The 24,291-nt window shown below is 40.4% G+C and carries 22 protein-coding genes; 7 read left to right on the forward strand and 15 right to left on the reverse strand.

Annotated features, from left to right (window positions below; all coding sequences use genetic code 11):
* The 4 genes from J690_RS22005 (at position 1) to pcaD (ending at position 3,750) form a co-directional block, all read left to right on the forward strand.
* A complete protein-coding gene (locus J690_RS22005; RefSeq protein ID WP_017386040.1) occupies positions 1-672 on the forward strand; it encodes a 3-oxoacid CoA-transferase subunit A in 672 nt (223 codons plus the stop codon).
* Between the two features lie 18 nt (positions 673-690).
* Complete coding sequence (locus J690_RS22010; protein WP_032038462.1) at positions 691-1,344, forward strand: 3-oxoacid CoA-transferase subunit B; 654 nt, start codon at positions 691-693, stop codon at positions 1,342-1,344.
* A 401-nt stretch (positions 1,345-1,745) separates the two neighbouring features.
* Complete coding sequence (gene pcaF, locus J690_RS22015; RefSeq protein ID WP_032038464.1) at positions 1,746-2,960, forward strand: 3-oxoadipyl-CoA thiolase; 1,215 nt, start codon at positions 1,746-1,748, stop codon at positions 2,958-2,960.
* Between the two features lie 10 nt (positions 2,961-2,970).
* Positions 2,971-3,750, forward strand: coding sequence for a 3-oxoadipate enol-lactonase (gene pcaD, locus J690_RS22020; RefSeq protein WP_032038466.1), 780 nt, complete (start codon positions 2,971-2,973; stop codon positions 3,748-3,750).
* A 62-nt stretch (positions 3,751-3,812) separates the two neighbouring features.
* Here pcaD and J690_RS22025 read toward each other — a convergent pair whose 3' ends face one another.
* The 14 genes from J690_RS22025 to J690_RS22090 form a co-directional block, all read right to left on the reverse strand.
* Complete coding sequence (locus J690_RS22025) at positions 3,813-5,300, reverse strand: NAD-dependent phenylacetaldehyde dehydrogenase (protein WP_032038467.1); 1,488 nt, start codon at positions 5,298-5,300, stop codon at positions 3,813-3,815.
* Between the two features lie 44 nt (positions 5,301-5,344).
* Positions 5,345-6,952: a GMC family oxidoreductase gene (locus J690_RS22030; RefSeq protein WP_032038469.1), complete on the reverse strand. Its 1,608-nt coding sequence runs from the start codon at positions 6,950-6,952 to the stop codon at positions 5,345-5,347.
* Positions 6,953-7,018: 66 nt separating this feature from the next.
* Entirely contained in the window at positions 7,019-8,236 is a 1,218-nt protein-coding gene (locus J690_RS22035; protein ID WP_078221450.1) for a hypothetical protein, read from the reverse strand.
* A 147-nt stretch (positions 8,237-8,383) separates the two neighbouring features.
* Positions 8,384-10,696 (reverse strand): primary-amine oxidase, encoded by a 2,313-nt coding sequence (gene tynA / locus J690_RS22040; RefSeq protein WP_081405288.1) that lies wholly within the window; start codon positions 10,694-10,696, stop codon positions 8,384-8,386.
* 209 nt (positions 10,697-10,905) lie between these two features.
* Positions 10,906-11,820: a transcriptional regulator FeaR gene (gene feaR / locus J690_RS22045; protein ID WP_032038472.1), complete on the reverse strand. Its 915-nt coding sequence runs from the start codon at positions 11,818-11,820 to the stop codon at positions 10,906-10,908.
* Between the two features lie 198 nt (positions 11,821-12,018).
* Positions 12,019-12,975 (reverse strand): p-hydroxyphenylacetate 3-hydroxylase reductase component, encoded by a 957-nt coding sequence (locus tag J690_RS22050; protein WP_081405289.1) that lies wholly within the window; start codon positions 12,973-12,975, stop codon positions 12,019-12,021.
* A gap of 45 nt (positions 12,976-13,020) precedes the next feature.
* Positions 13,021-13,974 carry a PDR/VanB family oxidoreductase gene (locus J690_RS22055; protein ID WP_032038476.1) on the reverse strand — a complete coding sequence of 318 codons (954 nt, stop codon included), beginning with the start codon at positions 13,972-13,974 and terminating at the stop codon, positions 13,021-13,023.
* Positions 13,975-14,008: 34 nt separating this feature from the next.
* A complete protein-coding gene (locus tag J690_RS22060) occupies positions 14,009-14,746 on the reverse strand; it encodes an SDR family NAD(P)-dependent oxidoreductase (protein WP_032038479.1) in 738 nt (245 codons plus the stop codon).
* A 10-nt stretch (positions 14,747-14,756) separates the two neighbouring features.
* A complete protein-coding gene (locus J690_RS22065; protein WP_002120925.1) occupies positions 14,757-15,242 on the reverse strand; it encodes an aromatic-ring-hydroxylating dioxygenase subunit beta in 486 nt (161 codons plus the stop codon).
* 10 nt (positions 15,243-15,252) lie between these two features.
* The gene (locus J690_RS22070) at positions 15,253-16,530 is read right to left on the reverse strand and encodes an aromatic ring-hydroxylating oxygenase subunit alpha (protein WP_005074154.1); all 1,278 of its coding nucleotides are present in this window, start codon (positions 16,528-16,530) and stop codon (positions 15,253-15,255) included.
* 29 nt (positions 16,531-16,559) lie between these two features.
* Complete coding sequence (locus J690_RS22075; protein WP_081405290.1) at positions 16,560-17,093, reverse strand: nuclear transport factor 2 family protein; 534 nt, start codon at positions 17,091-17,093, stop codon at positions 16,560-16,562.
* A gap of 4 nt (positions 17,094-17,097) precedes the next feature.
* Entirely contained in the window at positions 17,098-17,457 is a 360-nt protein-coding gene (locus tag J690_RS22080; protein WP_032038484.1) for a hypothetical protein, read from the reverse strand.
* A 25-nt stretch (positions 17,458-17,482) separates the two neighbouring features.
* Complete coding sequence (locus tag J690_RS22085; RefSeq protein WP_081405291.1) at positions 17,483-18,631, reverse strand: acyl-CoA dehydrogenase family protein; 1,149 nt, start codon at positions 18,629-18,631, stop codon at positions 17,483-17,485.
* 36 nt (positions 18,632-18,667) lie between these two features.
* Positions 18,668-19,777 carry an amidase gene (locus J690_RS22090; RefSeq protein ID WP_032038488.1) on the reverse strand — a complete coding sequence of 370 codons (1,110 nt, stop codon included), beginning with the start codon at positions 19,775-19,777 and terminating at the stop codon, positions 18,668-18,670.
* 149 nt (positions 19,778-19,926) lie between these two features.
* Here J690_RS22090 and J690_RS22095 point away from each other — a divergent pair, with 149 nt between their 5' ends.
* From J690_RS22095 to J690_RS22105, 3 genes are all read left to right on the forward strand, one after another.
* A complete protein-coding gene (locus J690_RS22095) occupies positions 19,927-20,394 on the forward strand; it encodes a MarR family winged helix-turn-helix transcriptional regulator (protein ID WP_032038490.1) in 468 nt (155 codons plus the stop codon).
* Between the two features lie 400 nt (positions 20,395-20,794).
* The gene (locus J690_RS22100; protein WP_032038492.1) at positions 20,795-22,144 is read left to right on the forward strand and encodes a spinster family MFS transporter; all 1,350 of its coding nucleotides are present in this window, start codon (positions 20,795-20,797) and stop codon (positions 22,142-22,144) included.
* A gap of 109 nt (positions 22,145-22,253) precedes the next feature.
* Positions 22,254-23,510 (forward strand): OprD family outer membrane porin, encoded by a 1,257-nt coding sequence (locus tag J690_RS22105; RefSeq protein ID WP_032038495.1) that lies wholly within the window; start codon positions 22,254-22,256, stop codon positions 23,508-23,510.
* A 34-nt stretch (positions 23,511-23,544) separates the two neighbouring features.
* Here J690_RS22105 and J690_RS22110 read toward each other — a convergent pair whose 3' ends face one another.
* The gene (locus tag J690_RS22110) at positions 23,545-24,288 is read right to left on the reverse strand and encodes an SDR family oxidoreductase (RefSeq protein WP_032038497.1); all 744 of its coding nucleotides are present in this window, start codon (positions 24,286-24,288) and stop codon (positions 23,545-23,547) included.
* Positions 24,289-24,291 lie beyond the last annotated feature (3 nt).

A 24,291-nucleotide genomic window follows, 5' to 3' on the forward strand; every position in this document is an offset into this window, starting at 1 on the left:
ATGATTGACAAAAGTAAGTCCTCACTAAGCGAGGTTCTATCGCAGATTAAAGATGGTGCAACCATTCTGATTGGTGGTTTCGGTACCGCAGGACAACCCGCTGAACTCATTGATGGTCTTATTGAACTCGGTGTTAAAGATTTAACTATTGTTAGTAATAACGCCGGTAATGGCGATTATGGTCTGGCGAAACTGCTTAAAGCCGGTTCGGTTAAAAAAGTCATCTGTTCTTTCCCGCGTCAGTCAGACTCTTATGTGTTTGATGAACTGTACCGTGCTGGAAAGGTCGAGCTTGAAGTCGTACCACAAGGTAATCTGGCGTGTCGTATTCAGGCAGCAGGTATGGGCCTAGGCGCTGTATTTACCCCAACAGGCTTTGGAACACTTTTAGCCGAAGGCAAAGAAACCCGCGAAATTGATGGTAAAGACTATGTGCTTGAGTATCCGATTAAAGCTGACTTTGCCCTGATTAAAGCTTACAAGGGCGACCGCTGGGGCAATCTGGTTTACCGTAAATCTGCACGTAACTTTGGCCCAATCATGGCCATGGCTGCTGATGTCACCATTGCTCAGGTTTCTGAAGTGGTTGAACTCGGTGGATTAGACCCGGAACACATCATCACCCCAGGTATTTTTGTACAGCACGTTGTACAAGTAGCGCCAGCACAGTAAGCAATAAGGAGAAATAACATGAGCTACCAGAAACTCAGCCGTGACCAGATTGCAAAACGTGTGGCGCAAGATATTCCAGATGGCGCCTATGTGAACCTAGGCATTGGTTTACCAACCAAGATTGCCAGCTACTTACCTAACGATAAAGATATTTTTCTTCATTCTGAAAATGGCCTGTTGGCTTTTGGCCCGCCACCGGCGGCAGGTGAAGAAGACCCAGAACTGATTAATGCGGGTAAAGAGTTTGTGACCATGCTTGAAGGTGGTAGCTTTTTCCACCATGGCGACTCGTTTGCGATGATGCGTGGTGGTCACCTTGATATTGCGGTACTTGGTGCATTTCAGGTTGCTGCGAATGGCGACTTGGCGAACTGGCACACGGGTGCACCCGATGCGATTCCTGCTGTAGGTGGTGCGATGGATTTAGCGGTTGGTGCCAAGAAAGTATTTATCACCACAGATCATGTGACCAAGCAAGGTGAGCCGAAGATTGTGGCTGAGCTGAGCTATCCAGTAACAGGTAAAAAATGCGTTGACCGTATTTACACCGACCTATGTGTGATTGACGTGACTAAAGATGGTTTAAAGGTGATCGAGAAAGTTGAGGGTCTTAGCTTTGATGAGCTACAGGCTTTAACTGGTGCAACTCTGATTGATGCGACTCAAGATTAAAATTTAAACAGCAGTAACTATCGTGAGAGGCAACATGGATGTCGCCCGTTGGACAGGGAGGCAAGGAAGCCTCCTCTGTTCAACAAAGGTTTTTGTTACTTTTGTCCTTTCAAAAGTAAGGTATCACTTAAGCAAAAGACCTAGGGATATCACAGTAAATTACAGCCGTGATGTTATCCATTGATATGAAAATTTATAAATCATCACAACGGAGTCTTATCTGTTTAAACCAGATGCCACCAGCTAATTCATGTCACTTTTTTAAAAAAGTAACCAAAAACCTTTGTTACTCAGACACAACATCCCTGTTGTGCTGAGCAACTAGGCGACATCCATGTCGCTACCGCGAAATACTTACGGAGAATGGCTAAAAAGGCCTAAAGTAAAGGACAAAAGTTAGAATGAAAAACGCTTATATCATCGATGCCATCCGTACCCCATTTGGCCGTTATGCCGGTGGCCTTGCACCTGTCCGTGCCGATGACCTTGGCGCTGTGCCGATTAAAGCCCTCATGCAGCGTAACCCAAGTGTAGATTGGGCACAGGTCGATGATGTGATCTACGGCTGTGCCAACCAAGCCGGTGAAGATAACCGTAATGTCGGTCGTATGTCAGCACTTCTTGCAGGTTTACCATATCAGGTGCCAGCAACCACCATTAACCGTTTGTGTGGTTCATCACTCGATGCCATTGCCATTGCTGCCCGCGCCATTAAAGCAGGTGAAGCGAATTTGGTGATTGCAGGTGGTGTGGAAAGTATGAGCCGTGCACCTTATGTGATGAGTAAGTCAGACAGTGCCTTTGGCCGTAGCCAGAAGATTGAAGACACTACCATGGGTTGGCGCTTCATTAACCCAAAACTTAAAGAATTGTATGGTGTAGACACCATGCCCCAGACTGCCGAAAACGTGGCTGAACAGTTTAATGTGAATCGTGCAGATCAGGACCAGTTTGCCTTGGTGAGCCAACAACGCCCCGCAAGCGCGCAAGCCAAAGGCTTTTTTTCTAAAGAAATCGTGGCAGTTGAAATCCCTCAGCGTAAGGGGGATGCTGTTGTGATTGATACTGATGAACATCCACGTGCATCGACCACACTTGAAGGTTTAAGCAAACTTAAACCTGTGGTTAAAGCAGATGGCACAGTAACAGCAGGCAATGCTTCAGGTATTAATGATGGTGCAGCAGCTCTACTGATTGCATCTGACGAAGCGGTTCAGGCTTATAACCTAAAACCGCGTGCCAAGATTATTGCTTCAACAGCAGTGGGTGTAGAACCACGCATTATGGGTTTTGCTCCGGCACCAGCGATTAAAAAATTACTTAAACAAGCTAATCTGACTTTAGATCAGATGGATGTGATTGAGCTCAATGAAGCCTTTGCTGCACAGGCTTTAGCAGTGACCCGTGATTTAGGTTTACCAGATGATTCTGACAAGGTAAATCCAAACGGTGGCGCAATTGCTTTGGGTCATCCACTTGGTGCGTCAGGTGCACGTCTTGTGACCACAGCCTTAAACCAGCTTGAACAAACAGGTAGTCGTTATGCCTTATGTTCAATGTGTATTGGTGTGGGCCAAGGCATTGCTTTGATTATTGAACGTGTTGAAGCACTTTAAGGAGTAACAAATGCCATCTTTTCAATCTGCCGATGCACAAATTAACTATCAAACTTTTGGCGAGCCATCTTCCCCTGCTCTGGTGTTTTCCAATTCTTTGGGCACCAATTATGGTATGTGGCAAAAACAGTTTAATGAATTAAAAGATCAATTCTTTGTGATCTGCTATGACACTCGTGGCCACGGTTCATCCTCTACACCTAATGGTCCATACACTGTAGAGCAATTAGGTGTAGATGTTGTCCATTTACTGGATCATTTGAATATTAGCAAAGCTGCTTTTTGTGGTATTTCCATGGGTGGTTTAACAGGTCAATGGCTTGCGATTCACTACCCTAACCGTTTTAGTCATGTAGTTGTTGCAAATACTGCCGCTAAAATTGGACAAGAACAGGCATGGCTTGACCGTGCAAAATTAGTACGTGAGCAAGGTTTACAACCGATCGCAGCTACAGCAGCTTCGCGATGGTTTACAGATCCCTTTATCCAAAGTCATGCTTCAATTGTCAACAACCTGTGTAACGACTTAAGTGCTGGCAGCGCAATGGGTTATGCCAATTGTTGTGAGGCTTTGGCTAAAGCGGATGTCCGTGAGCAATTAAAAGATATCAAAATTCCTGTATTGGTGGTTGCTGGAACTCAAGACCCTGTAACAACCGTTGCAGATGGTGAGTTTATGCAGCAACGCATTCCACAATCAAAACTTGCAGAAATAGATGCCTCTCATATTTCTAATGTCGAGCAACCAGAAGCTTTTAATAAAATCCTAAAGGATTTTTTATTAGGTTAATTTAATGATTCAAAAAATGGCCTATAGAGGCCATTTTTTTATATCTCGTAGAATCTTTGAACTTAATACCGAATCATCACCGATTTTAATTCGGTGTAATCTTCAATAAATGCATCTGAAAACTCTCTACCAATTCCCGAAGCTTTCACCCCACCAAATGGAACCGAGGGGTCTAAGAACGTATGCATGTTCACCCATAAGGTGCCTGCTTCAATTTTAGGAATTAAACGTAAAGCTTTAGACAAATCATTTGTCCAGATACTTGCGGTTAAACCAAAGCGCGACTGGTTCATCAGTTGAACGAGTTCTTCATCAGTTTCGAATGGCATTATCCCGACCACCGGACCAAAAGTTTCCTCTGAAAATAAAGGATCATCCGTATTTTTGAAGGAAATCAAAGTCGGCTGTACAAAATATCCTGTCTGATCTAGAGCCTCACCACCAGCAATAATCTGGCTGTTGGCTTTTGCCATATCTAAATAATGTTTTACTTTATGAAAATGTGGCTGATTAGAGAGCGGACCAAACATACTTCCTTCATCCATAGCCGATCCAATTTTGAAACTAGAAAGTGCTTTCGAGAGTTTCTCGACAAGTTCATCATGTTTTGTATGGTGTACAAAAAAACGCTCTGGGGATGCGCAAACTTGGCCTTGATGTACAAAAGTTGCTTGTAGCAAAGTCGGTAATATCTCATCGATATTTGCATCAGCCAAGATGGCTATGGCATTTTTACCACCCAGCTCCAGACTTACACGGGTTAAATCACTGCTCATCGCGAGCTTACCAATCGCAATGCCTGTTGGTACTGAACCTGTAAACGAGACTTTCTTAACGAGCGGCGACTCAATTAAATATTGTCCCGTCTCCCCCTTACCTGTCACTACATTAATTACACCAGCTGGAATACCTGCTTCAATGGCAAGTTCAGCTAAACGTAATAAAGATAAGCTGGCAAATTCACTAGGTTTAAGCACAATGGTACAACCCGTTGTTAAAGCTGAACCGATTTTCCAAACACCAATCATGAGTGAAAAATTCCAAGGCACAATCCCTGCAACCACACCAATCGGTTGTCTTAAAGTAAAGGCTGTATATTTCTCACCTTGCATAGAAGGAATAGAGGGTTGCATAGTTTGACCATTAATTTTAGTTGCCCAACCCGCAAAATATCTTAAGAAAATAACAGATTGTGCGACTTCAAGGTGTCTTGAAATATTGATAAGTTTTCCAGTAGATAACGATTCGAGCTGTGCAAGTTCTTCACCATATTGCTCAATTAAATCTGCAAGTTTATTCAGTTTAACGCCACGTTCATACGGCGTAGTTTCAGCCCAAGCATTTTGAAAAGCATGTTCAGCACTTTTCACCGCATTTTCGACATCGTGTTGACTACCAACACTAATTTGAGCAACCACTTGTTCAGTCGACGGATTTACAATATCCACTTTATCTAAAAGCTCGGCAGCAACCAATTTTCCATTAATAAAATGTCCATGTTGACGTGCCATAAATTGCTGTACGCTTTCTAAAATCTGAACTCCACTCATTTTCTTTTCCTCTTTTCATTTCTAAACTTTTGTTATGAAAGCAACTACGCGACCTGATTCAAAATAAAGTCTGCACCGTGCTCACCAATCATGATGGCAATTGCATTGGTATTACCACTTGGAACTTGTGGGCAAATAGAACAATCCACCACACGTAAGTTTTTAAAACCATGTACTTTAAGTGTCTGATCTGTGACCGAATCTTGCGGAGCATTGCCCATTTTGCAGCTACCTGCGGGGTGATAAACCGTTTTAATGTTCTGACGCATCCATTTATCAATCGCTTCAATATCATCAGGATCGATATTTGCAGGCTCAACGACTTCTTTGACAATCGCTTTCAATGCTGGTTGTTGTAATAGGCGAAGTCCGGCCTGTACTGCACGGATATTTGCGTCAATATCTTCTTGATGGCCTAAATAATTAGGGTCAATGACAGGCAAATCTTTTGGATCTTTACTGCTTAATCGTAAAGTCCCACGTGCTTTTGGCTGTACATGTCCGACTTTAATGGTAAGGCCATGTGCCTGAGCCGCTGCTTTTTCACCGGGGGTATTATCGAAATTATCCAGCACAGGTAAAAAATGAAATTGGACATCAGGTCGACCATTGTTGTTTGTGTCAATAAAACCACCACCTTCTAGAATATTGGTGGTTAGCAATCCTGAACGTGTAAAACACCATTGTAAAAAGTGTCGTACAGCGGTTAAACCTTGGTCTTCACCGAGCAGGCTGTTATTGGTTGTTACTGTTGCATTGACCGACATATGCAAATGGTCGTGAAAATTGTCACCTACAGGTAAGTCACGAATACATTCAATGCCGAGCTCATCTAAATGCTGTTTTGGGCCAATTCCCGAAAGTAATAAAACCTTAGGACTGCCAATTGCACCAGCGCTCAGAATGACTTCTTTTTGAGCCTGTACCGTAATCGGTGATTTTCCGCCAACACTGTAAGTAACCCCAGTAACCTGATCTCCTTGAGTTTCAATTTTATGTACTAAGGCATCCGTAATGACCGTAAGATCTGGGTGGTTTTCGACTGACTTTAAATAAGTTTTTGAGGTACTCGCCCGAGAACCGTTTTGAGTAGTAGTTTGATAAAATCCTACACCCGCCTGATGCCAACCATTAATATCATTGACATAATTCATCCCCATTTGTTGACCTGCTTTAATACAAGCAAGCGTTAAAGGATGGCGATAACGGTTTTCACTGACAGGTAAAATGCCATCTTGTCCGTGATATTCATCAGCAAGACTTTCATTTTTTTCTGCTTTCTTAAAAAAAGGCAGTACATGTTGATAAGACCACTGATTGCATCCCCATTCCGATGCCCATAAATCATAATCTTGGCGTTGGCCTCGGCAATAGATCATGCCATTAACCGAGCTTCCACCTCCCAACACTTTTCCTTGTGCAAGGATCATTTCACGATGATTACAATATTTCTGCGGAACAGTCATGTATTGCCATGATTTTTGCTGGAATACTTTAACTACCGTCGCAGGTATAGTATGAAACATACTGCTATCTCGGCTTCCCGCCTCTAAAACAAGAACGCGCCCTGCCTTGGCTTCTAATAGTCGTGCTGCAACCACACAACCTGCTGAGCCAGCACCAATCACGATATAGTCATATTGTTGATTCATCTGATTTCATCCTAATTTTATTTCTATGAATGTACCGCCAATAAACACGATCTCCTTCGCTCTAATTTAATAGATGTATTGCAGAATCAACTGCGCATATACATTGGTCTTGTCATCGTAGTTTTGAGTACCACCACTATGGATATCGTATTTTGGTTTATAGAGTCCCACTAAAGGAATAACGTTGAATTTTTTATTAACCGACCAGACCGAAAATACATCCAGCTCATGTCCATCCACATTGGTTAAAGACTTATTTACTGTTTTGAACTTATAGGCCAAAGCACCCACCATAAAATTTTCTTTCAAGTTCATCATGTAAGAGACTTGATGAATATCTGCATTTTTATTAAATGGACCAGCATAGTTTCCGGCAACTTCGCCCTGAAACCATGTACCAAACCCAACTGTATTTCCATAAAACATGGTGTCGTATTGGTCTGAAAAATGGCTAAAGCGGTAGCCTAATGAAGGCGTATATTTTGAAGATAAAAAGTTATAGTTCAGCGCTAAGTAGCCAGCATTTTCGTGGCCATCTTTTTTATCTTGAACTACAAACTCAGTTCTAACTTGTAACTCTGGCAAAGGTTGATAATTTAAACGTAAAGCATAATTTTTAAGATCTTCGCGCCCTGAAACCTGTTCAGTATCTTCAAGATCCAATACATTTAAGTAAGTGAACCCAACACCCTTATCTTTAAGCTGATACATCAGATCAGTCACAAAGAGTTCTGGGGAAAATTGTGCTTTATTGTCCGATTTTAAATAAGCCAGCTTTAGCGTTGTATTCTCTTGCGGTTTGTATTGAAGCAAACTTGTAAAATCAAAGCTTCGACGAGCTGCCAGATAATATGCTCCGCCCCGATCTAGTGTGCCGTCCGCAGGCACTTTTCCTAGGTTTAACGCATCACCCGCAATAAAGAACCCATCACCAATCATGATATTTTGTCGACCAATACTTAAATCATAAGTCATCAACTCATCTTTATTGGTACCGTCTTTAAAACCAATGATCCATTCATTCACATCTGTTTTACGTTCTTTGCCATTACTATTTTGGCCTGCGTCTCCATCACCAAATGTTGCCGAGCTAATACCGCTCAAGCTTGCATAGAGCTGATTGTTTTTGAAGGTGTATTGTCCTTTTGCACCATATTTAAGATGACCTTCTTGCCAATTGATTCTTTCATCATCTAGGTTTTCACCGTTATAGCTTTTACCGCTACTAAAAGCCCCAAAAGTTGCTTCAAAAGTTGGCTTAATTTCAAGCTCACCAGCATGCACAGTTGAAAAAAATGAGACAAAGAGAGTCCCTCTCATAACCCGAGAAAATAAATTTTTCATTGAGAAATTCCTTTTTTGTGAACGGTCTAACCGTGCTCAGGTATGGGTAACCTATTCGTTACCCATTCTGGCTTATTCACATTTTTATTAATGGTCGTGCTGTGTGTTTTGCTCTTCTTCACCCAAGTTTAAAGTCGGGGTGCTGTCAAAGAAGTTCCAAGGTTTGATGAGCGTATTTACCCATTCTGTTGGCATAATTGGCCATTCTTCAGCACGTGCCACATGGGTGGTGCCTGTTGTCATCCACACCACAAGATCTTTATTTTCAATATTCTCATTGTTGCCAATGAACTGTCCTAACCCTGTGTCATGAGTCGAACGATTTGAATATTTCCCTTCAGGATAGCGTTCGTCTGGATTGTACTGAGTCACCCAAATTTGCTTATCCATAAAGTTCAAACGTTTAAATAACCATTCATCTTTAGAAAAATTGGCTCCTTTTGCCACAGGGTGTGTTCCACCTGCAAAAGGAATGAGTTGATAAGAAACTGGATTACCTAATTTATTTTCCTTATTGAAATTCGTGAGTAAGCGAATCGTAGATGGGTCAAATTTTTCAGCCGCATTTTGCTCATTCGTAATGACTTTACTATCAATTTGCATTGAACTTGTACGAACACCGCCTTTGTCATTGGCTTTCACCACTGGGTCCATATGCATAAAGCTGTTGTTTTCCCCATCTACATCCATGTCTAAGCGGAAGTTATAGATGTGCTGATGCGTTGTACCCACAATATTATGGTCAATTAAAGTGCCATATTTGGTGTCTTCTTTAGCGGTACTGTCATGCATAGTACGTGATTTAACACCTTTAACAGCTTCAATACCTGTAGCACCTGCATTAATTCCAATTACACCATTTTGGGCAAATACCCAGTCAAACATATAATCGTAGTTTCCAACCGTACTAATCCAGCGGATGACAAGTTCACGGCGGGCTTCACTGGCATCTTGATTGCCAAAAATTTCGTGATGTTTATATTCAGGTCCTGCATAACGTTCAAATACAGCAATGGCATTTGGAATTACTTGTGGCTGGCCTTTGTAGTCTGCAATCACAGCATCAAGTAAAACAGCATTTTCTGGTGCATCAGTTCCCGGAAGAATAGATGAGGTAAGTGTTCCCATACCATATTCGCCCGAGTCTAAATAAGATTTGAAGTACCAACCAATATCAGGGTCACCATATGGAACTACCATTCCACCAAGGTTACCTTCATACATAACTTTACGCTTAACGCCTTTATCTTTATAGGTCACCGTTGAAAGCTGTAAGCCAACACGAGAATCTAATGCCACATGCAAACACCAATTCCCCCAATGTATAGTTTGACCGGTAATGCTAAAGTTTTTGCCCTCAGGTTCAGTAATAGTGAGCGGTTTTAGCTTATTTGGTACTGGCTTATTCGACATATAAGGTCGATTTGCCATTGGTACAGGAATGATTGCACCTTCTTCAATCTTAATAATTTTTTCTTTATCTAAATCAACTACAGCAACTAGATTTTCAATAGGATGCGCCCAGTAGTTACCATCTCCTACATCTAGGTAAGCAACGACTTTTAATATATTAAGTTGTTTATCCAGACCATCTTTACCGCCAAAATATCCAACAGTTAGTGGAGTAGCAATCACTTTCTTCACATCGGTAATACCGCGTTTCCGTAAAGCTTCCTGATATTCTTTACTTGTCTCAATTACACGCTGTACTGCTTCAAAATTATCTAGAAGCACCATTCCATGAGTGTTTTTAAGTACATTCCATTTTGTGACTTGTTGAGTATTAAGATTAACTTCACCTTCAATCGCTTGGTTACCTTTTAACAAAATGAAAGATGCAATTCGAGCGTCTGTATATTCTTTGTGATTGATGAAGTAGTCCCAAACTTTTGCTTTTTCAGGTTCTTTAAGCTTTAACTCAGCAAAACGCATATTTTTATAGGCGTATTTCGAGTGGTTAATCGCATCAAATGTCTTTTTGATTTCGTCAGAATTTAAGCTATTAAGAGGATGAAACGTATTTTCAATTTTGAAAGTTTGATCTAACCCAGACTGGAAAACTTCATTAAAAAAATCTTTTCCAATAACAGGTTTACCATCTTTGACTAATAAAGGGACACTGAGTTTAAAAGGTTTACCATTTATCAAAACCTGATCTGAATTGGGTTTGGCCCGAACCACCATAGAACCTTTGGTGATCATATAAGTATTGGTAAAATCGTCTTTGACAACTTTAGCACCTTGCTCACTCATATTTTGATAAAGTGAGACCATTTCGGCCTTTCCACCATGAGCAAACGCTTGAGTATTGAGTCCCCAAAAGCTTGCAGCGATTGATAAGTTAAGTGTCAGTATTTTTTGTATGTCATTCAATAATCGTTGTTTACGCATTGGTTTCATCCTTTTCATCTATCCCTGAACTATCTGAATCAGACAGTTAAAATGCACTTTCCTGTGAGTGAAATTCATTAGACCAACTTAATAGTTTTATGGTTATTAAGCTTATCTAACCTGCTTTAATGAATTTAATTTCAACACAGTTACATAGGGCTAGCTTGTTCAAGAATGACGTCGAACTTGTCTAAAAATGACATTAAAAGAAGAAATATTTAAACCGGCATACCCTCTCTAAATTCTTTAGGGGAGATACCATAGGCCTTTTTAAAGATCTTTGAAAAATGAGCACCGTCCCAGAAACCCCACTTCAAGGCAATTTGGGTAATCGAGCTTTGTCTGTTCTTTTTATCAAGCAAATCCGCTTTGACTTTTTCTAGGCGTTTGAGCTGTATGTATTTGTTAATAGATAAATTTTCTTGAAGGAATAAACGGTAGAGATGTCGTAGTGATACTCCAATATGCTCTGCAATTAATTTAGGGGTTAAATCTGGTTTTGCTAAGTTCTCAATAATAAAACGCTCGGCTTTTTCCATCAGGTTATTTGAACTATTAATATTTTTATAATTGATTGTAGGTTTAATTAGAGCAATTAACGCATCTTCAAAAGCATTACCGTCTTCGGTTGCATACCAAAGTTTGATGTTTTCAGCAGACATGTTTTTCAAAATATTCTTGAGTAAAAAACCACTCATATTTTGCGTAATCAGTTTTCCAAAATATTCAGTACTAATGTTTTCTTTCAGTAATTTTTCACGCGACAGGTGTACGGAAATCTGGCTCACTAAGCCTTGCGGGTACATCGAAATGGTTTCGACCGGGTCCACCAACACAATATCGCCTTCATTTAGGCTGAGAGTCTCATTTTTATACTCAAGCAGCATTTTTCCCGAATACTGCAAAATCAAAAAACAAAAACGATTATTCACTCGATCAATTTCATCGGCTTTTCGGACAATTTTATTGGCATTGTTTTTAATAAAAGCAATTTCAGTATCGCCCAATAAAAAGCACTGAACTTCACCAATGAATAAATTACGGGTTCCGTCAAAATCGGTTTCAAAATTGCCGCACACACTTTTAATATGGTGCGTCCATGTGAGTAATGCATCGCTTACATATTGGTTCATCCCTTACCTCTCTATACATGTGCCACCGCTCAAAATTTTGCGTTTGTGGTGGTGCACTGTCTTGGCTTATTTGCAATCTTGTTTTATTGATAAACAAATTGTGTGCCAAAAATTCCTTATCCTTGGAATTGTTTTGATGATAGTCAGCTAGATGTAAAGAAGCTGATAAATCAATTCAATTTATCAGCTTAATGGGACTTATGCTACTCCTGCAAAATCTCGCAGCATGGTAATAAAAATATCCTTTTGCTCCTCAGAATACTTTTTAAACACCTCATTTTGGTGGCTATCAGCAATATCAAATAAATACTGCGCTGTTTGTTTACCCTTTTCCGTCAGTGCGTATAAATTATCATGATCAACCAATAACCCTTCAAATTTTAAGATTTCAGCCGATCTTTCCACTTCTTGCATTGGCATAGCTATATCACGCGGTAAATCTTCTTTACTTGAAGCAGTTCCACTTGCCAAAACGAGCAAAAGACGTGATTCACTGGTACGGAAACCCGAAGCCATTTGCTTAGGAATATAGTCGGTTTGATAGGCTTTAAAAGCACGGCTCATCAAATAGCAGACATTATTATATAAGTGTCCATAATGTGTTTGGTCTACGCCGTTCTGTTCAGTTTGCTTAACTTGAAGGCTCGGATGCGGCATGACACAAGAATATGCACCTTGATGGTAAACCAGCGGGCTTCGGCCTTGGTCATGAAAACGAACCACTTTACCAACAATAATCCAGTGGTCACCACCTTCAATCACTTGATAGCGTTCGCACTCAAACACAGCAGAACAATTTTCTAAGGTTGGTGCGCTTCCTGCACCAAGTTGAAAATTGGTGTCTGCAAATTTATCAATATTACGTCTCGAAAACTTATTAGACAGCTCAATTTGAGTGCCTGATAAAATATTGACAGCAAAATGTGTGGCTTGTTCAAACACCGAAAAACTTGAAGACTTTTTATCAATACTCCACAAAATAAGCGGTGGGTCGAGTGACACCGAGTTAAAACTATTTGCAGTTACACCGACTTTCTCACCTTGTGCATTTTGTGCAGTAACAATGGTAACGCCTGTTGCAAAATTTCCTAATGCTCGTCGGAACTGTAGTGGATCGACCGTAAACTCATCTATTTGTTGTAATACATTCATCATCTTTCTCCTAAACCTTCTCTTACATCCATATAAATCGCGAGAGCATTAGATATCTAAAACTAGTCTCGGTGTTTTAGAACGCGAACAGCACACTAATATTTGCTCATTGCTGGCTTTTTCTTCGTCAGTAAAGTAAACATCTCGATGATCAGGTTCACCTTCAATTACATCGCACATGCAGGTTCCGCATACGCCTTGTTCGCAAGACATCTCAATCTCGATGCCTTCTTTCGCCAAAGCCTGCAAAATGGTTTCGCCAGCTTCAACCATAATGATTTTTCCACTACGCTCAGCCACCACCTCAAATGAATCTCCAGAAGTATCAGTTTCAACTTGGAAATATTCTTTGTGGATTTGCTGTTCAGGAAAATCGTGAGTTGTGGCGAGGTTAATCACCCAATCCATAAAACCGACTGGACCACAGGTGTAAATATGACTTTCAGGATCAATATCTTTAATGGCAGATTCAAAAAATGCTCGGTGGCTTGCACCTTCCGATTTAAAATGAAAAGTTGTGTGTTTTGCTAACTCACCATTTTTAATTTCATCAACAAAAGCACATTTTTCAGGGCTAGCGCCGCAGTAGTGAAGCTCGAACGATGCACCTTCGTGTGCAAGTTGATAGGCCATCGTGATTAACGGCGTAATCCCGATTCCACCGCCAATCAATACACTGTGTTTGGCTTTTAAAAGTGGAAATAAATTTTTTGGCTCACTGACCTGAATTTGCATGCCATCTTTAATTTCATCAAAAGCCGAGACTGAGCCACCACGTGATTCAGGGTCACGTAAAATTCCGAGACGAAACTTACCTTCTTCATTTGGATTTTGGCAAAGTGAATATTGGCGCACCATGCCATTTGGTAAGTGCACGTCAATATGCGCACCCGCTTCAACTTTTGGCAAGGTTGTAGAAGTTGCAGATTCAAATTCCATGACTGCAATATTTCCACCTTCCACATGGCGATTTTTAACGACAACATCATAAAGTGTAGTCATGATTCAACTCCCTTTTCATGCGTAGCCTATTGGCTTAACGCATGAATAAACCACCGTTAATATCCCATGTTGCACCAGTCACAAACCCCGCATTTGGACTCGCAAGCAACCCACAAGTTTCAGCAATAAAGTGCATACTTCCTAAGGCTTTAACTGGAATATTTTGGATGAACTGTTCCATTTTTTCGTCTGGCACCACGCTATGAACGATTGGAGATTCCATTGGTCCCGGTGCAACTGCATTGACCGTTACCCCTTTTGCCGCAAACTCTTTGGCAAAAATTTTGGTTAACGTCACAATCGCACCTTTGGTTGCCGCGTAGTGTGCACCTGTTGCAGTACCACCGTTTTGTCCTGCTAACGACGCCATATTAATGATGCGTCCATAGCCTTTTTTAGCCATATATTGGCCAATAATTTGACAAGCTTGAAAGGTGCCGCGTTGGTTGACTTGGGTCACCCAATCAAAATCAGCTGCGGTAATTTCTAATACTGGCGTTGCCTGGGTGACGGTGGCATTGTTAATCAACACATCAAGTTTAGAAAATTTCTCTTCAATCCATTGCACTGCTGCATGAAAATCTGCCTCAACTGAAATATCTAATTTCAAGGGAAACATATTTTGGGCATACTGACTTTGTGCCTTGGCATTTTCGGCTTTTTCAAGGGTACTTGCCGACAAAATCACTTGATCGCCTTGGCTCGCAAAATATTCAGCAATGACATTACCGAGTCCAGAAGCAGCACCTGTCACTAAAACAACCTGTTTCATGTTACCGCTCCTAAAGAATGTAGCTAATACCAGCTAAGGTATCGGTTGAGTTAACCAAGTTAATGATTTTACGGTTAATCTTAAAACCTGTAGCCGCATCACGAGTTAGATGGTAGGTAATATCAGCTGTGTAATGCTTGAGGTTTTCTTTACGGAATTCACGTAAGTTTTGAGCACAGCGTAAAACGATTTCATCATCTTGGTCTTGAATGACTCGTACTCGCGAAATACTGCGTACCGTATTCGCTTTTGGTGCCGTAGAAATTGCCTCACCATTTTCAAGACGCTGTACACGTAAAGTACGCATATGATTATCGTCATAGGCATAATTTAAGTTGTTTTCGTAGTCAGTGAGGTTTGGGTCAATTGGAATGATATAGACACCCTTTTCATTCCATAAATTAAGCCATTCACGATATTCACTGTGGTCTAACATATCTGCTTCAGCCCAGATAAAAGCAGTGACTTCATTTAATAATTGCAGATTCATATTCATTGCTCTCTCCTTAAGCCGTCATCATCTTTTTCCACTGCTGATATGCTGCACGCATACCAGTTTCAGCACTGACATCACTTTTTAAGCCATCTTCAGTTTTGACTTCGCCCGGTAAGCCACGGTTGAGCATGATCCATAAATCATTACCAGCATTGGCACCATGTTGTACGCGTTCCCAAGCCTCAGAGTCATCTGGCGTACCAAAACCAAATGGACCTTGGAAATGTTCATGCAAACGTAAGCGATATTGGTTGGCAATTTGCGGGCCACCATCCATCGTAATCACCGAGTGATGAATTTCTGTTTCAGCAACTGAGATTGGCTGTAAAACACGGAAGAACGCCATTGAACATGCAATATTCGGGAATAAATTTAAGTTAAAGCCCGAACCACCGACTGCACGAACAATACGGCGTACTTCTAACTCTTCATGGCCTTCGTCGCGCAAAGCTTGAGCCAAGTCTTCAAAGCGCTCTTGAATTGGTCGCTCCATAAGCTCTTCGTCTAGATCAACCAGTTCAGGAATCATCACCATAACACTGTGACCATTACCTAAGTCTTCAACAAAGCCCGGTTGGTTTTCAAAGTTAAAGAGTTCTTCTGTTTTTTCATCGACAGAACTTAAGAATGACTTATGTACCAACGGGAAGTGATATGCATCGGTGGTATTTTCAAGCTGGATTTTCCAGTTACCCGGGAAACGGAAACGGTGTTCACCCAACACTTTAATTGGATAACCCGCGCCCTGTTTCATAAACAGGTCAATCCATTTTTTTGCAGGTCCAAGGAACTCTTCAAGAGGCTGAATATCTTCTTTAAATGAAGCGAAGATCATGCCGTTATATTCTTCTACACGTAGACTCACCAACGGTAATTCTGACTTATCTAAACAATCGCCGTAACTTTCCGGAGATGGCACACCACGTAAACTGCCATCAAGTGCATAACTCCAACCGTGGTACGGGCATACAAAACTATTAGTTTTTCCTTTTTTATGTTCGCATACGGTTGCTGCACGGTGACGGCAACGGTTTAAAAGTACATGGACTTTCTTTTTACGGTCACGCACCGCCACAACAGGCTGTTTACCGATGTTAATCGTTTTATAGCTTCCACCTTCCGGAATTTCACTCGCATGTGCAACCCATACCCAAGTGCTATAAAAGATTTTTTCCATTTCTTCATCAAAAATGCGTTCATCTTTATAAAGAGAAGTATGAGCACGGTCACTTTGAACCAAAGCATCGTAATCAATGCCAATGTTATGCGTTGGGATAATACTGTTCATATCAATAGTCCTTTTAAATATGTCCTGAGTCATTCCTGGGAAGGTACCGGCAATTCAGCTTCACTGTGCCAATGCGATACCGGACGACTGAAAATATTCTGTGTTTGGAAATGTTTAATTTTCCATGTTCCATCTGCTTGCTTTTGAAACTTCACATTGAGCTTTGCTGCATTCAGATGACTACGGCCATCTTTAAAGGTTGAAGTTTGCAACATGAGCCAAGAAGCATTTGCATCATTTTGATTTACATAAATTTGTTCTGAATTTACAAAGTGTGCATTCATAACAAAGTGAGATTCTTTTTGGGTATAGCTTTTAAACATGTCGTAAATCGACTGCCAAGAATCATAACGGCCAAAAGATTTGGCATATTTCTCGCCAATACCTTCCCAAATACAGTCCTGATCAAAAAGATTCATCAGCTCGTCAAGGTCTGTATTTGCATTAAGCTCGTCACAGATTTCCATATAACGGTTCAGGCAGTTACGGATAGCATTGTGCGCTTCTAACTGTTCTAGCCGCTCTATGATTTCTGCCATATTCACTTTGTCATTCATTGCCATCGCCTTAACGTTGGATAATCAATTCACGCCCAACACGAGCTTCAACTTTGCAATATTTCCAAAGTTTGTATGGCCCTTCACCCACCACGGTCGTTCTAAACAAGTTACAAGCGGCATGTACGGTTTCAATATCCGGAACATCAGCAAGCAAATAAGTTGTCCAAGGCCAACCTGCACTCGAGCCAACCATGCTTTGGTCATCATCAAGGTTTCCAAAAACATGCACGCCCGGTAAGTCATGAATGCCATTCCACATTTCACCAAACGCTGCCCAAACTGCTTTTGCTTCAGCAGGTTCCGCGTCAAAAAAGTTTTGGTTAATACCCATGCAGAACAAAACGCGTAATGATTTTTTAGCTTCCATCTCAATATCCTTTTAAAAATTAAACTTATAAATAACCTGGGGTTGGCTTTAATCCGAAACTGATTGAGCCTGCATTTTGTAAAGTCGCATCGCCCATAAAGGCATGCTGAGTCACCACGTTGGTGTCATTCACAAAACGGCTAAATGGATTGTTGGTATAAATTGCTGTCATGCCTGCGAGCATTTGCATTTTTCGGGTCACTTTGGCGCAAACTCGCGCTGCATGGGTACATGCCAAACGCATATCGCTAATTTGTTCAGCAGTTGCTTCACGACCAGCAACAATTTCATTCCAAACAATATCCATGGTTTGATAAAACCAAGACTTTGCAGCCTGAAACTCAGCATCAGCTTGAGCGAACTCATATTGAGTCACTGGGCGGTTGGCAATTTCTGACCCACCTGTAATTGATGCTTTACCCGGCGCCAGTTTTTCAAATTCTTCTAATGCGGCAGCTGCAACACCAATACCCACCACGGTTAATACTTGAGTCGCTAAAGACAGTGACGGATATTTAAAAAATGGTTCGCTTAGTTTTGAAGGTTCACCACGGACAAAGGTCCATTTCTTTTCAACCAATACGTCTTCAACGACTAAATCATGGCTTCCCGTACCTTTTAGACCAACGGTGTCCCAAGTCATTTCAATTTTGGCTTTTTTTGCAGGCATCACTGCCATGCGTGGTAAGCCTTGCATTTCATTGTTTTTAAGCGGTGAAATCCCCACGCCAACAATGTCCGCTCCCATACAGCCGCTGGAAAATTTCCAACGTCCACGAACTACTACACCTTCATCGGTAATTTCAGCAGGTTGTGGCGGAAAAATACCTCCAGCAAACACCACATCTGGCCCGTTTTGGTACAATTCTTTCAGTGTTTCTTCAGGCAAACTTCCTAAATAAGCAGGGCTCATGCCGAAACTTGCCACCCAACCGACTGAACCATCAGCTTTAGATAAAGTCTCGATCAATTCGCAAAACTGCCGTGGTGACCATTCTTCGCCACCAAAACGTTTAGGAACTAATGCACGGTAAACACCAATCTGCTTAAGTTTTTCGATAATGTCTTGGCTCACGTAGGCCTGATTATCAAACTCACCTGTACAGGCACGCTCACGAATTTCTTGGCACAAAGCGTCTAAGTCAACTGCTTTGTCTTGAGAAGCAAACTCCATTTTAGACAACTTATTCATCATCTAACTCCTTGTAATTTATTGCATTGCATCAACACAAAATTTAGCTATAGCGCATAATTGCTCATCTTTTTGATGCTTTGATACGATCTGTAAGCCCACAGGTAAACCTTCACTGGTTTCAAGTGGCACTGAAATGACAGGATGTCCTGATAAATTAAATGGTCGAACTAAAGCTGTAAGATTCAAAAAAGCGACCGTGTTTTCAGCTTCAGAAACTTTTGGTGGAATTTGTGGAAGTGTCGGTAGAACCAATGCATCATATTTTTCTAATAAAGCATCGAGTTCTTGGGTCAGCTGTGCTCTCACAACTTCTGCTTGTTTCACTTGCTCTAAAGTTGTTGCGGCAGCTTTTAATAAACGACCATTTACATCAGAACCAATTAAGCCCGTTTGAGTTAATTCACCAAAAGCTTGCCAATTTTCATAATTAATAATCTGCATGCCTGCATCATAAGCCGCTTCAAAATGTTCAACTTTTTCTAAAACGATCTCTAAATTCGCTTTTTGAAATGCTTGATAAATACAATTCCCAATAATCTCATCTGCTTTTACATCTAAAACAGCAATTTTTGGTGCGCTAGTACATGCAGAAGGCTTGAAAGTTGGATCAATAATTTGCATGGCCTTTTCAATCATCTCGACTGAATTTGCAAAAGGACCAACGCAATCTAAAGAACTTGACGGCGGATATACGCCTTTTCTGCTAACACGGCCAAAAGTCGGTTTTAAACCAAAAACTCCGCAGCACGCAGCGGGCATACGAATAGAGCCGCCAGTGTCTGTGCCTAAAGTAAAGTCAGCTTGTTTTGCAGCGACGGCTGCGGCCGAACCACTCGAAGAGCCACCTGGAATAAGTTCAGGATATTTAGGGTTAATAGGTGTACCAAAAGCATGGTTAATGCCTGTAATACCGAAAGCCAATTCGTGCAAATTTGTCTTGCCAATAATTTCGCAGTCAGCTTTCAAGATGTTTTTAATAACCTCGGCATCATCTTGAGCAGGTTCAACATTTAATAAAGCTCGACTGCCAGCAATGGTTTTTAGACCTTGAATATCAATTGTGTCCTTGACCATGACCTTGAGCTTACCACTTCCTTTGTGCACGCTTTGGCTAACAATATTCATTCACTTTTCCATGTATTTTTATCTATTAATCAAAATATCGGAAAATTTAATGGAATTGTCAAGTATTTTTTATAATTTGTTCTCAAGGAAATATGCAAAATTTTGTTTATAATAGGATTACCCTTTTTTCACTAAGTTATTGCTTAGCTATGCTTGATCATTTAGAACAATTTCTTCCTAATAAAGAACCGTCGAGTATTCAAAATTTCCCTTTTTTTTGGGTTTCCCAAGTGAATGGAAAGTATTCACAACTGATTGAAAAATCAATAAAAAAGCTAGGTATTGATAATACACGCCGTAAAATTATTTTAAGCACTAATGCCCTTGGGGAAGCCAGTATCACCGACATTGCCAATCTTTCTACTTTAAAGTTAACGACGGCCACAAAAGCTGTATATCGCTTGGTAGAAGATGGAATTGTTGAGGTCTACTCTTCTACTTCTGATGAACGAATCTCAATGGTGAAATTAACGGCCAAAGGTGTTGATCTGGTTGAACAGATTAATCAGATTAGTGTGGTCACCTTGGCAGGTATCCTGAATGCTTTTTCAGAAGACGAGCTGCATACTTTAAATACCCAGTTAAAGAAATTATTTGACCTGATGCCATCCAGCTAAATATTTCTCATTATGATAAATTAGCTTTCTTAGAGCAGTTAAAAATCTCTTTTTCTTTAGCTGCTCTTTCGTTAAAACAATAAAAATTAATAAAATCAAATTTTTATATCATAAATTTATCTGTATATAATTACTTAACATACTTTTTAGGTATTCTAACATACTTAATAAGTAATGGAATTTTACATATAAAAAGAAAATAATAATTCCATGATCTTAAAAATCCCATTAACTCCTAATTGGGTTTAGACGCACTCTTCCGGTCTGTACGAGACCAAATTACTCATTTCTAGCCTATTTATTATTCTTATCTAAAAGGGGGAAATATCGAAAACTTTAGAGGAATAATAAAAGTTAGATATCAATTTTTTTAAGCGTTTTATACATAAGGATTAAGTGTATGAACCAAAGTAATATCGCTGTTGAAAGGACACAGAAGAAAAGCAATGCATATGCATGGTATGTGGTCATACTTTGTATGTTGGCATATATATTTTCATTTATTGACCGCCAAATTCTGGCGCTGATGATTGAACCCATCAAAGCAGATCTCCAACTTTCAGATACACAATTTAGCTTATTACATGGCCTCGCCTTCTCACTGTTTTATGCGGTTATGGGTTTACCCTTAGCCTATATTGCCGATCGTTTTTCACGACCAAAATTAATTTCAATCGGGATTATTGTTTGGAGTCTGGCAACAGCAACTTGCGGTTTAAGTAAAAACTTTATTCAACTGTTCTTAAGCCGTATGGCGGTAGGTGTCGGTGAAGCGGCTTTATCTCCAGCGGCTTATTCAATGTTCAGCGATATGTTTAGTAAGGACAAACTAGGACGTGCTGTCGGGATTTATTCAATTGGCGCTTTTTTGGGTGGAGGTATTGCCTTCTTAGTTGGCGGTTATGTCATTAATCTGCTTAAAGGCGTGACACTCATTGAAGTTCCATTATTAGGGGCCCTTAAAGCATGGCAAATTGCCTTTTTAGTGGTGGGTTTACCCGGCATCGTTATTGGTTTGCTGTTTATTTTGACCGTTAAAGATCCTGCACGTAAAGGCCAACAGCTCAACCAAAATGGACAAGTTGACCAAGTTAAATTCACACAATGTCTTCAGTTTATTAAAAAACATTCGAAAACATTTGCTTGTCATTATTTAGGTTTTACCTTTTATGCAATGGCACTCTATAGCCTAACTAGCTGGACACCTGCATTTTATATTCGTAAGTTTCAACTCGCGCCGACTGAAACAGGCTATATGCTTGGTACCATTCTGTTAGTCGCAAATACTTTAGGCGTATTTTGTGCAGGCTGGCTAAATGACTGGTTTATTAAAAAAGGTCGCCAAGATGCGCCGATGTTCACAGGTGTAATTGGTATTGTTGGCCTGATTATTCCAATTGCATTTTTTACCCAAACAGATCAGCTTTGGCTTTCAGTTAGCTTACTGATTCCTGCAATGTTCTTTGCATCTTTCCCTCTAGTGATTTCAGCAACTGCTTTGCAAATGTTAGCCCCAAACCAGTTTAGAGCACGCCTTTCTGCCCTCTTCCTTTTGGTGAGTAACTTAATTGGACTCGGTATTGGCACAACACTGGTAGCCATTATTACAGATAAAGTTTTTGGTAGCCCATTAATGGTGGGTTCTTCTTTATCTATTGTGGGTGGTTTGTCTTGTGTACTGGCTTTAATTCTACTTTTTAAAGGCTGCAAATTCTTTAGTGAAAGCATGAAGCTTGAAAAATTAAATTAATAGGTCTCACCAATTGCAAAAATGTACTCTCTAACTAAACGCTTAGAGAGTACCGAAATATTCAAAATTACGTAGTGCCGAGGACTGGCTTACACTTGGGAAATGGATTATGGAATTATTTCACCGCTTTAAACCACACACTTTAGCTGTTGCTACTTTATTACTGATGTGCAGCAACTCATGGGCTGCAAATCCAAATCAGCAAACTGAAGATGAATGGAAATTCACTTTAAAAAATGCCTACATTAACCGTGATTTTGATAATGATGCACTCAAAGACACTGGTAGTTGGTCTCAGGCAGCGTCATTATTTTATAAATCGAAAATGCATGACACTCCGTTAGTTATAGCAAACAAACCAATTACGATTGGGGCTGATGCTTCCGTTCAATACGCCGTGCGCTTAAGTTCAGACAAACATGTTGCGGATACAGTTTTGCCTTTTAATAAAGAAACGCAATCTCAGGCTTCAGACTATCTAAAATATGGTGCAACTTTAAAGCTGGGCTATGACAAAACTCTTTTGAGTGTCGGTGAACTTTGGCTAGATTTACCTGTAACTGCCGTAGATGCTAGTCGTCAGTTACTCACTTCGTATTGGGGAACTAACTTAAAGTCACAACTTTCAGATCAGCTTTATGCCGAAATTGGTCGGGTTGAAAAAGTATCTCCACGAAATGAAGAAGACTTTAAAAAGTTTTCTTTCACATCAAATGGAATTACTAAAGAATCTGATGGCCTTAACTACATTGACCTGCGCTATCAATTTACGCCGTCTTTAAAGGGCGAATATTACTTTGGTAATTTGGAAGACCTGTACAACAAACACTATGTGGGGCTGGAACATACGTGGAAACAGCCAAGTTTTGCACTCATCTCTAAGTTTAAGTACTTTAATGCAAAAGATGACGGCAATACTTTTGATATTGATGCGCAGAACATTGGATTACTTGAAACGATTAAATTAAAAAACCATACCTTTGGCTTGGGGTACCAACAAATTATGGGAGAGTCGGCTTATCCATTACCAGATGGTTTCTTACCAGAAACCTATTTCATTAACTGGAATGCCACCGGCTTCTTTAAAGAAGATGAAAAGTCTTACCATGTCATGTACGGCTACGATTTTAAAGATTATGTACCCGGTTTAAATGCGATGGTGAAATATGTTTACGGACATGACTTTAAAGCAGCAAATGGTGAAAAGAACCATGAAACCGAGTCAAACGTTATTCTAAACTATGCATTTCAGCAACCGTTCTTAAAAGGCGTGGCTCTGCAATATATTCGTATTGATTACAATGTAAAACACGGCAATGACTTTGGTGAAGACCGTTTATTTGTTAATTACACCAAAAAGTTCTAAATAAATATTACCCCCTAATTTTAGGGGGTATTTTTTATCCTAATTTATTGACCAACTTTAAAGGCAAAACCTTCATGGCAATACTCATGGGTAACCACGGCCACTGTGGCACATAAGCTTTTACAGGTTGCTTTTCGATCGCTTTGACCAAAGCTTTACATCCTGTTTTTGCATCTACTTCAAAAGGTAAATGTTTAGCACCTTCATTCATTTCAGTGCGAATGTAACCTGGGAAAATGGTTGAGACTTTAATTGGGGTATCCAGTAATTCAGCACGAATACCCTCGGCCAAGTGAGCAACTGCAGCTTTACTTGCCGCATAAGTCGATAAATGTTTTGGTAATCCACGCATCGCACTCATGGATGACATCACCACTAAATGACCTGCATTTTGCGCTCTAAAAATTTCAACTGCTGCTTCACACTGTGCTAAAGCAGAAATAAAATTTGTTTCAGCTGTGGCTCTGTTAATTTCAAAATTACCTTTACCAATACGACGGCCATTGCCGACTCCCGCATTTACAATAATTCGGTCTAAATAGCCAAACTCTTGTTTAAAGGCGCGAAATACTTCAAAAACTTGATCATAATTGGTGACGTCTAGACTTTTTGCAATCAACTTAATACCGTACTCATTTTCTAGTTCGGTTTTTAAAGTCTCTAATCGGTCTAAACGGCGTGCACAAATCGCTAAGTTATAGCCTTTGGCTGCAAATTCATGCGCCATACCCGCGCCCAATCCAGAACTTGCACCTGTAATTAAAATTGTCTTTGCCATGCT

It is taken from the genome of Acinetobacter sp. 742879 (assembly GCF_000588535.1).
GTDB classification, from domain to species: Bacteria; Pseudomonadota; Gammaproteobacteria; order Pseudomonadales; family Moraxellaceae; genus Acinetobacter; species Acinetobacter pittii.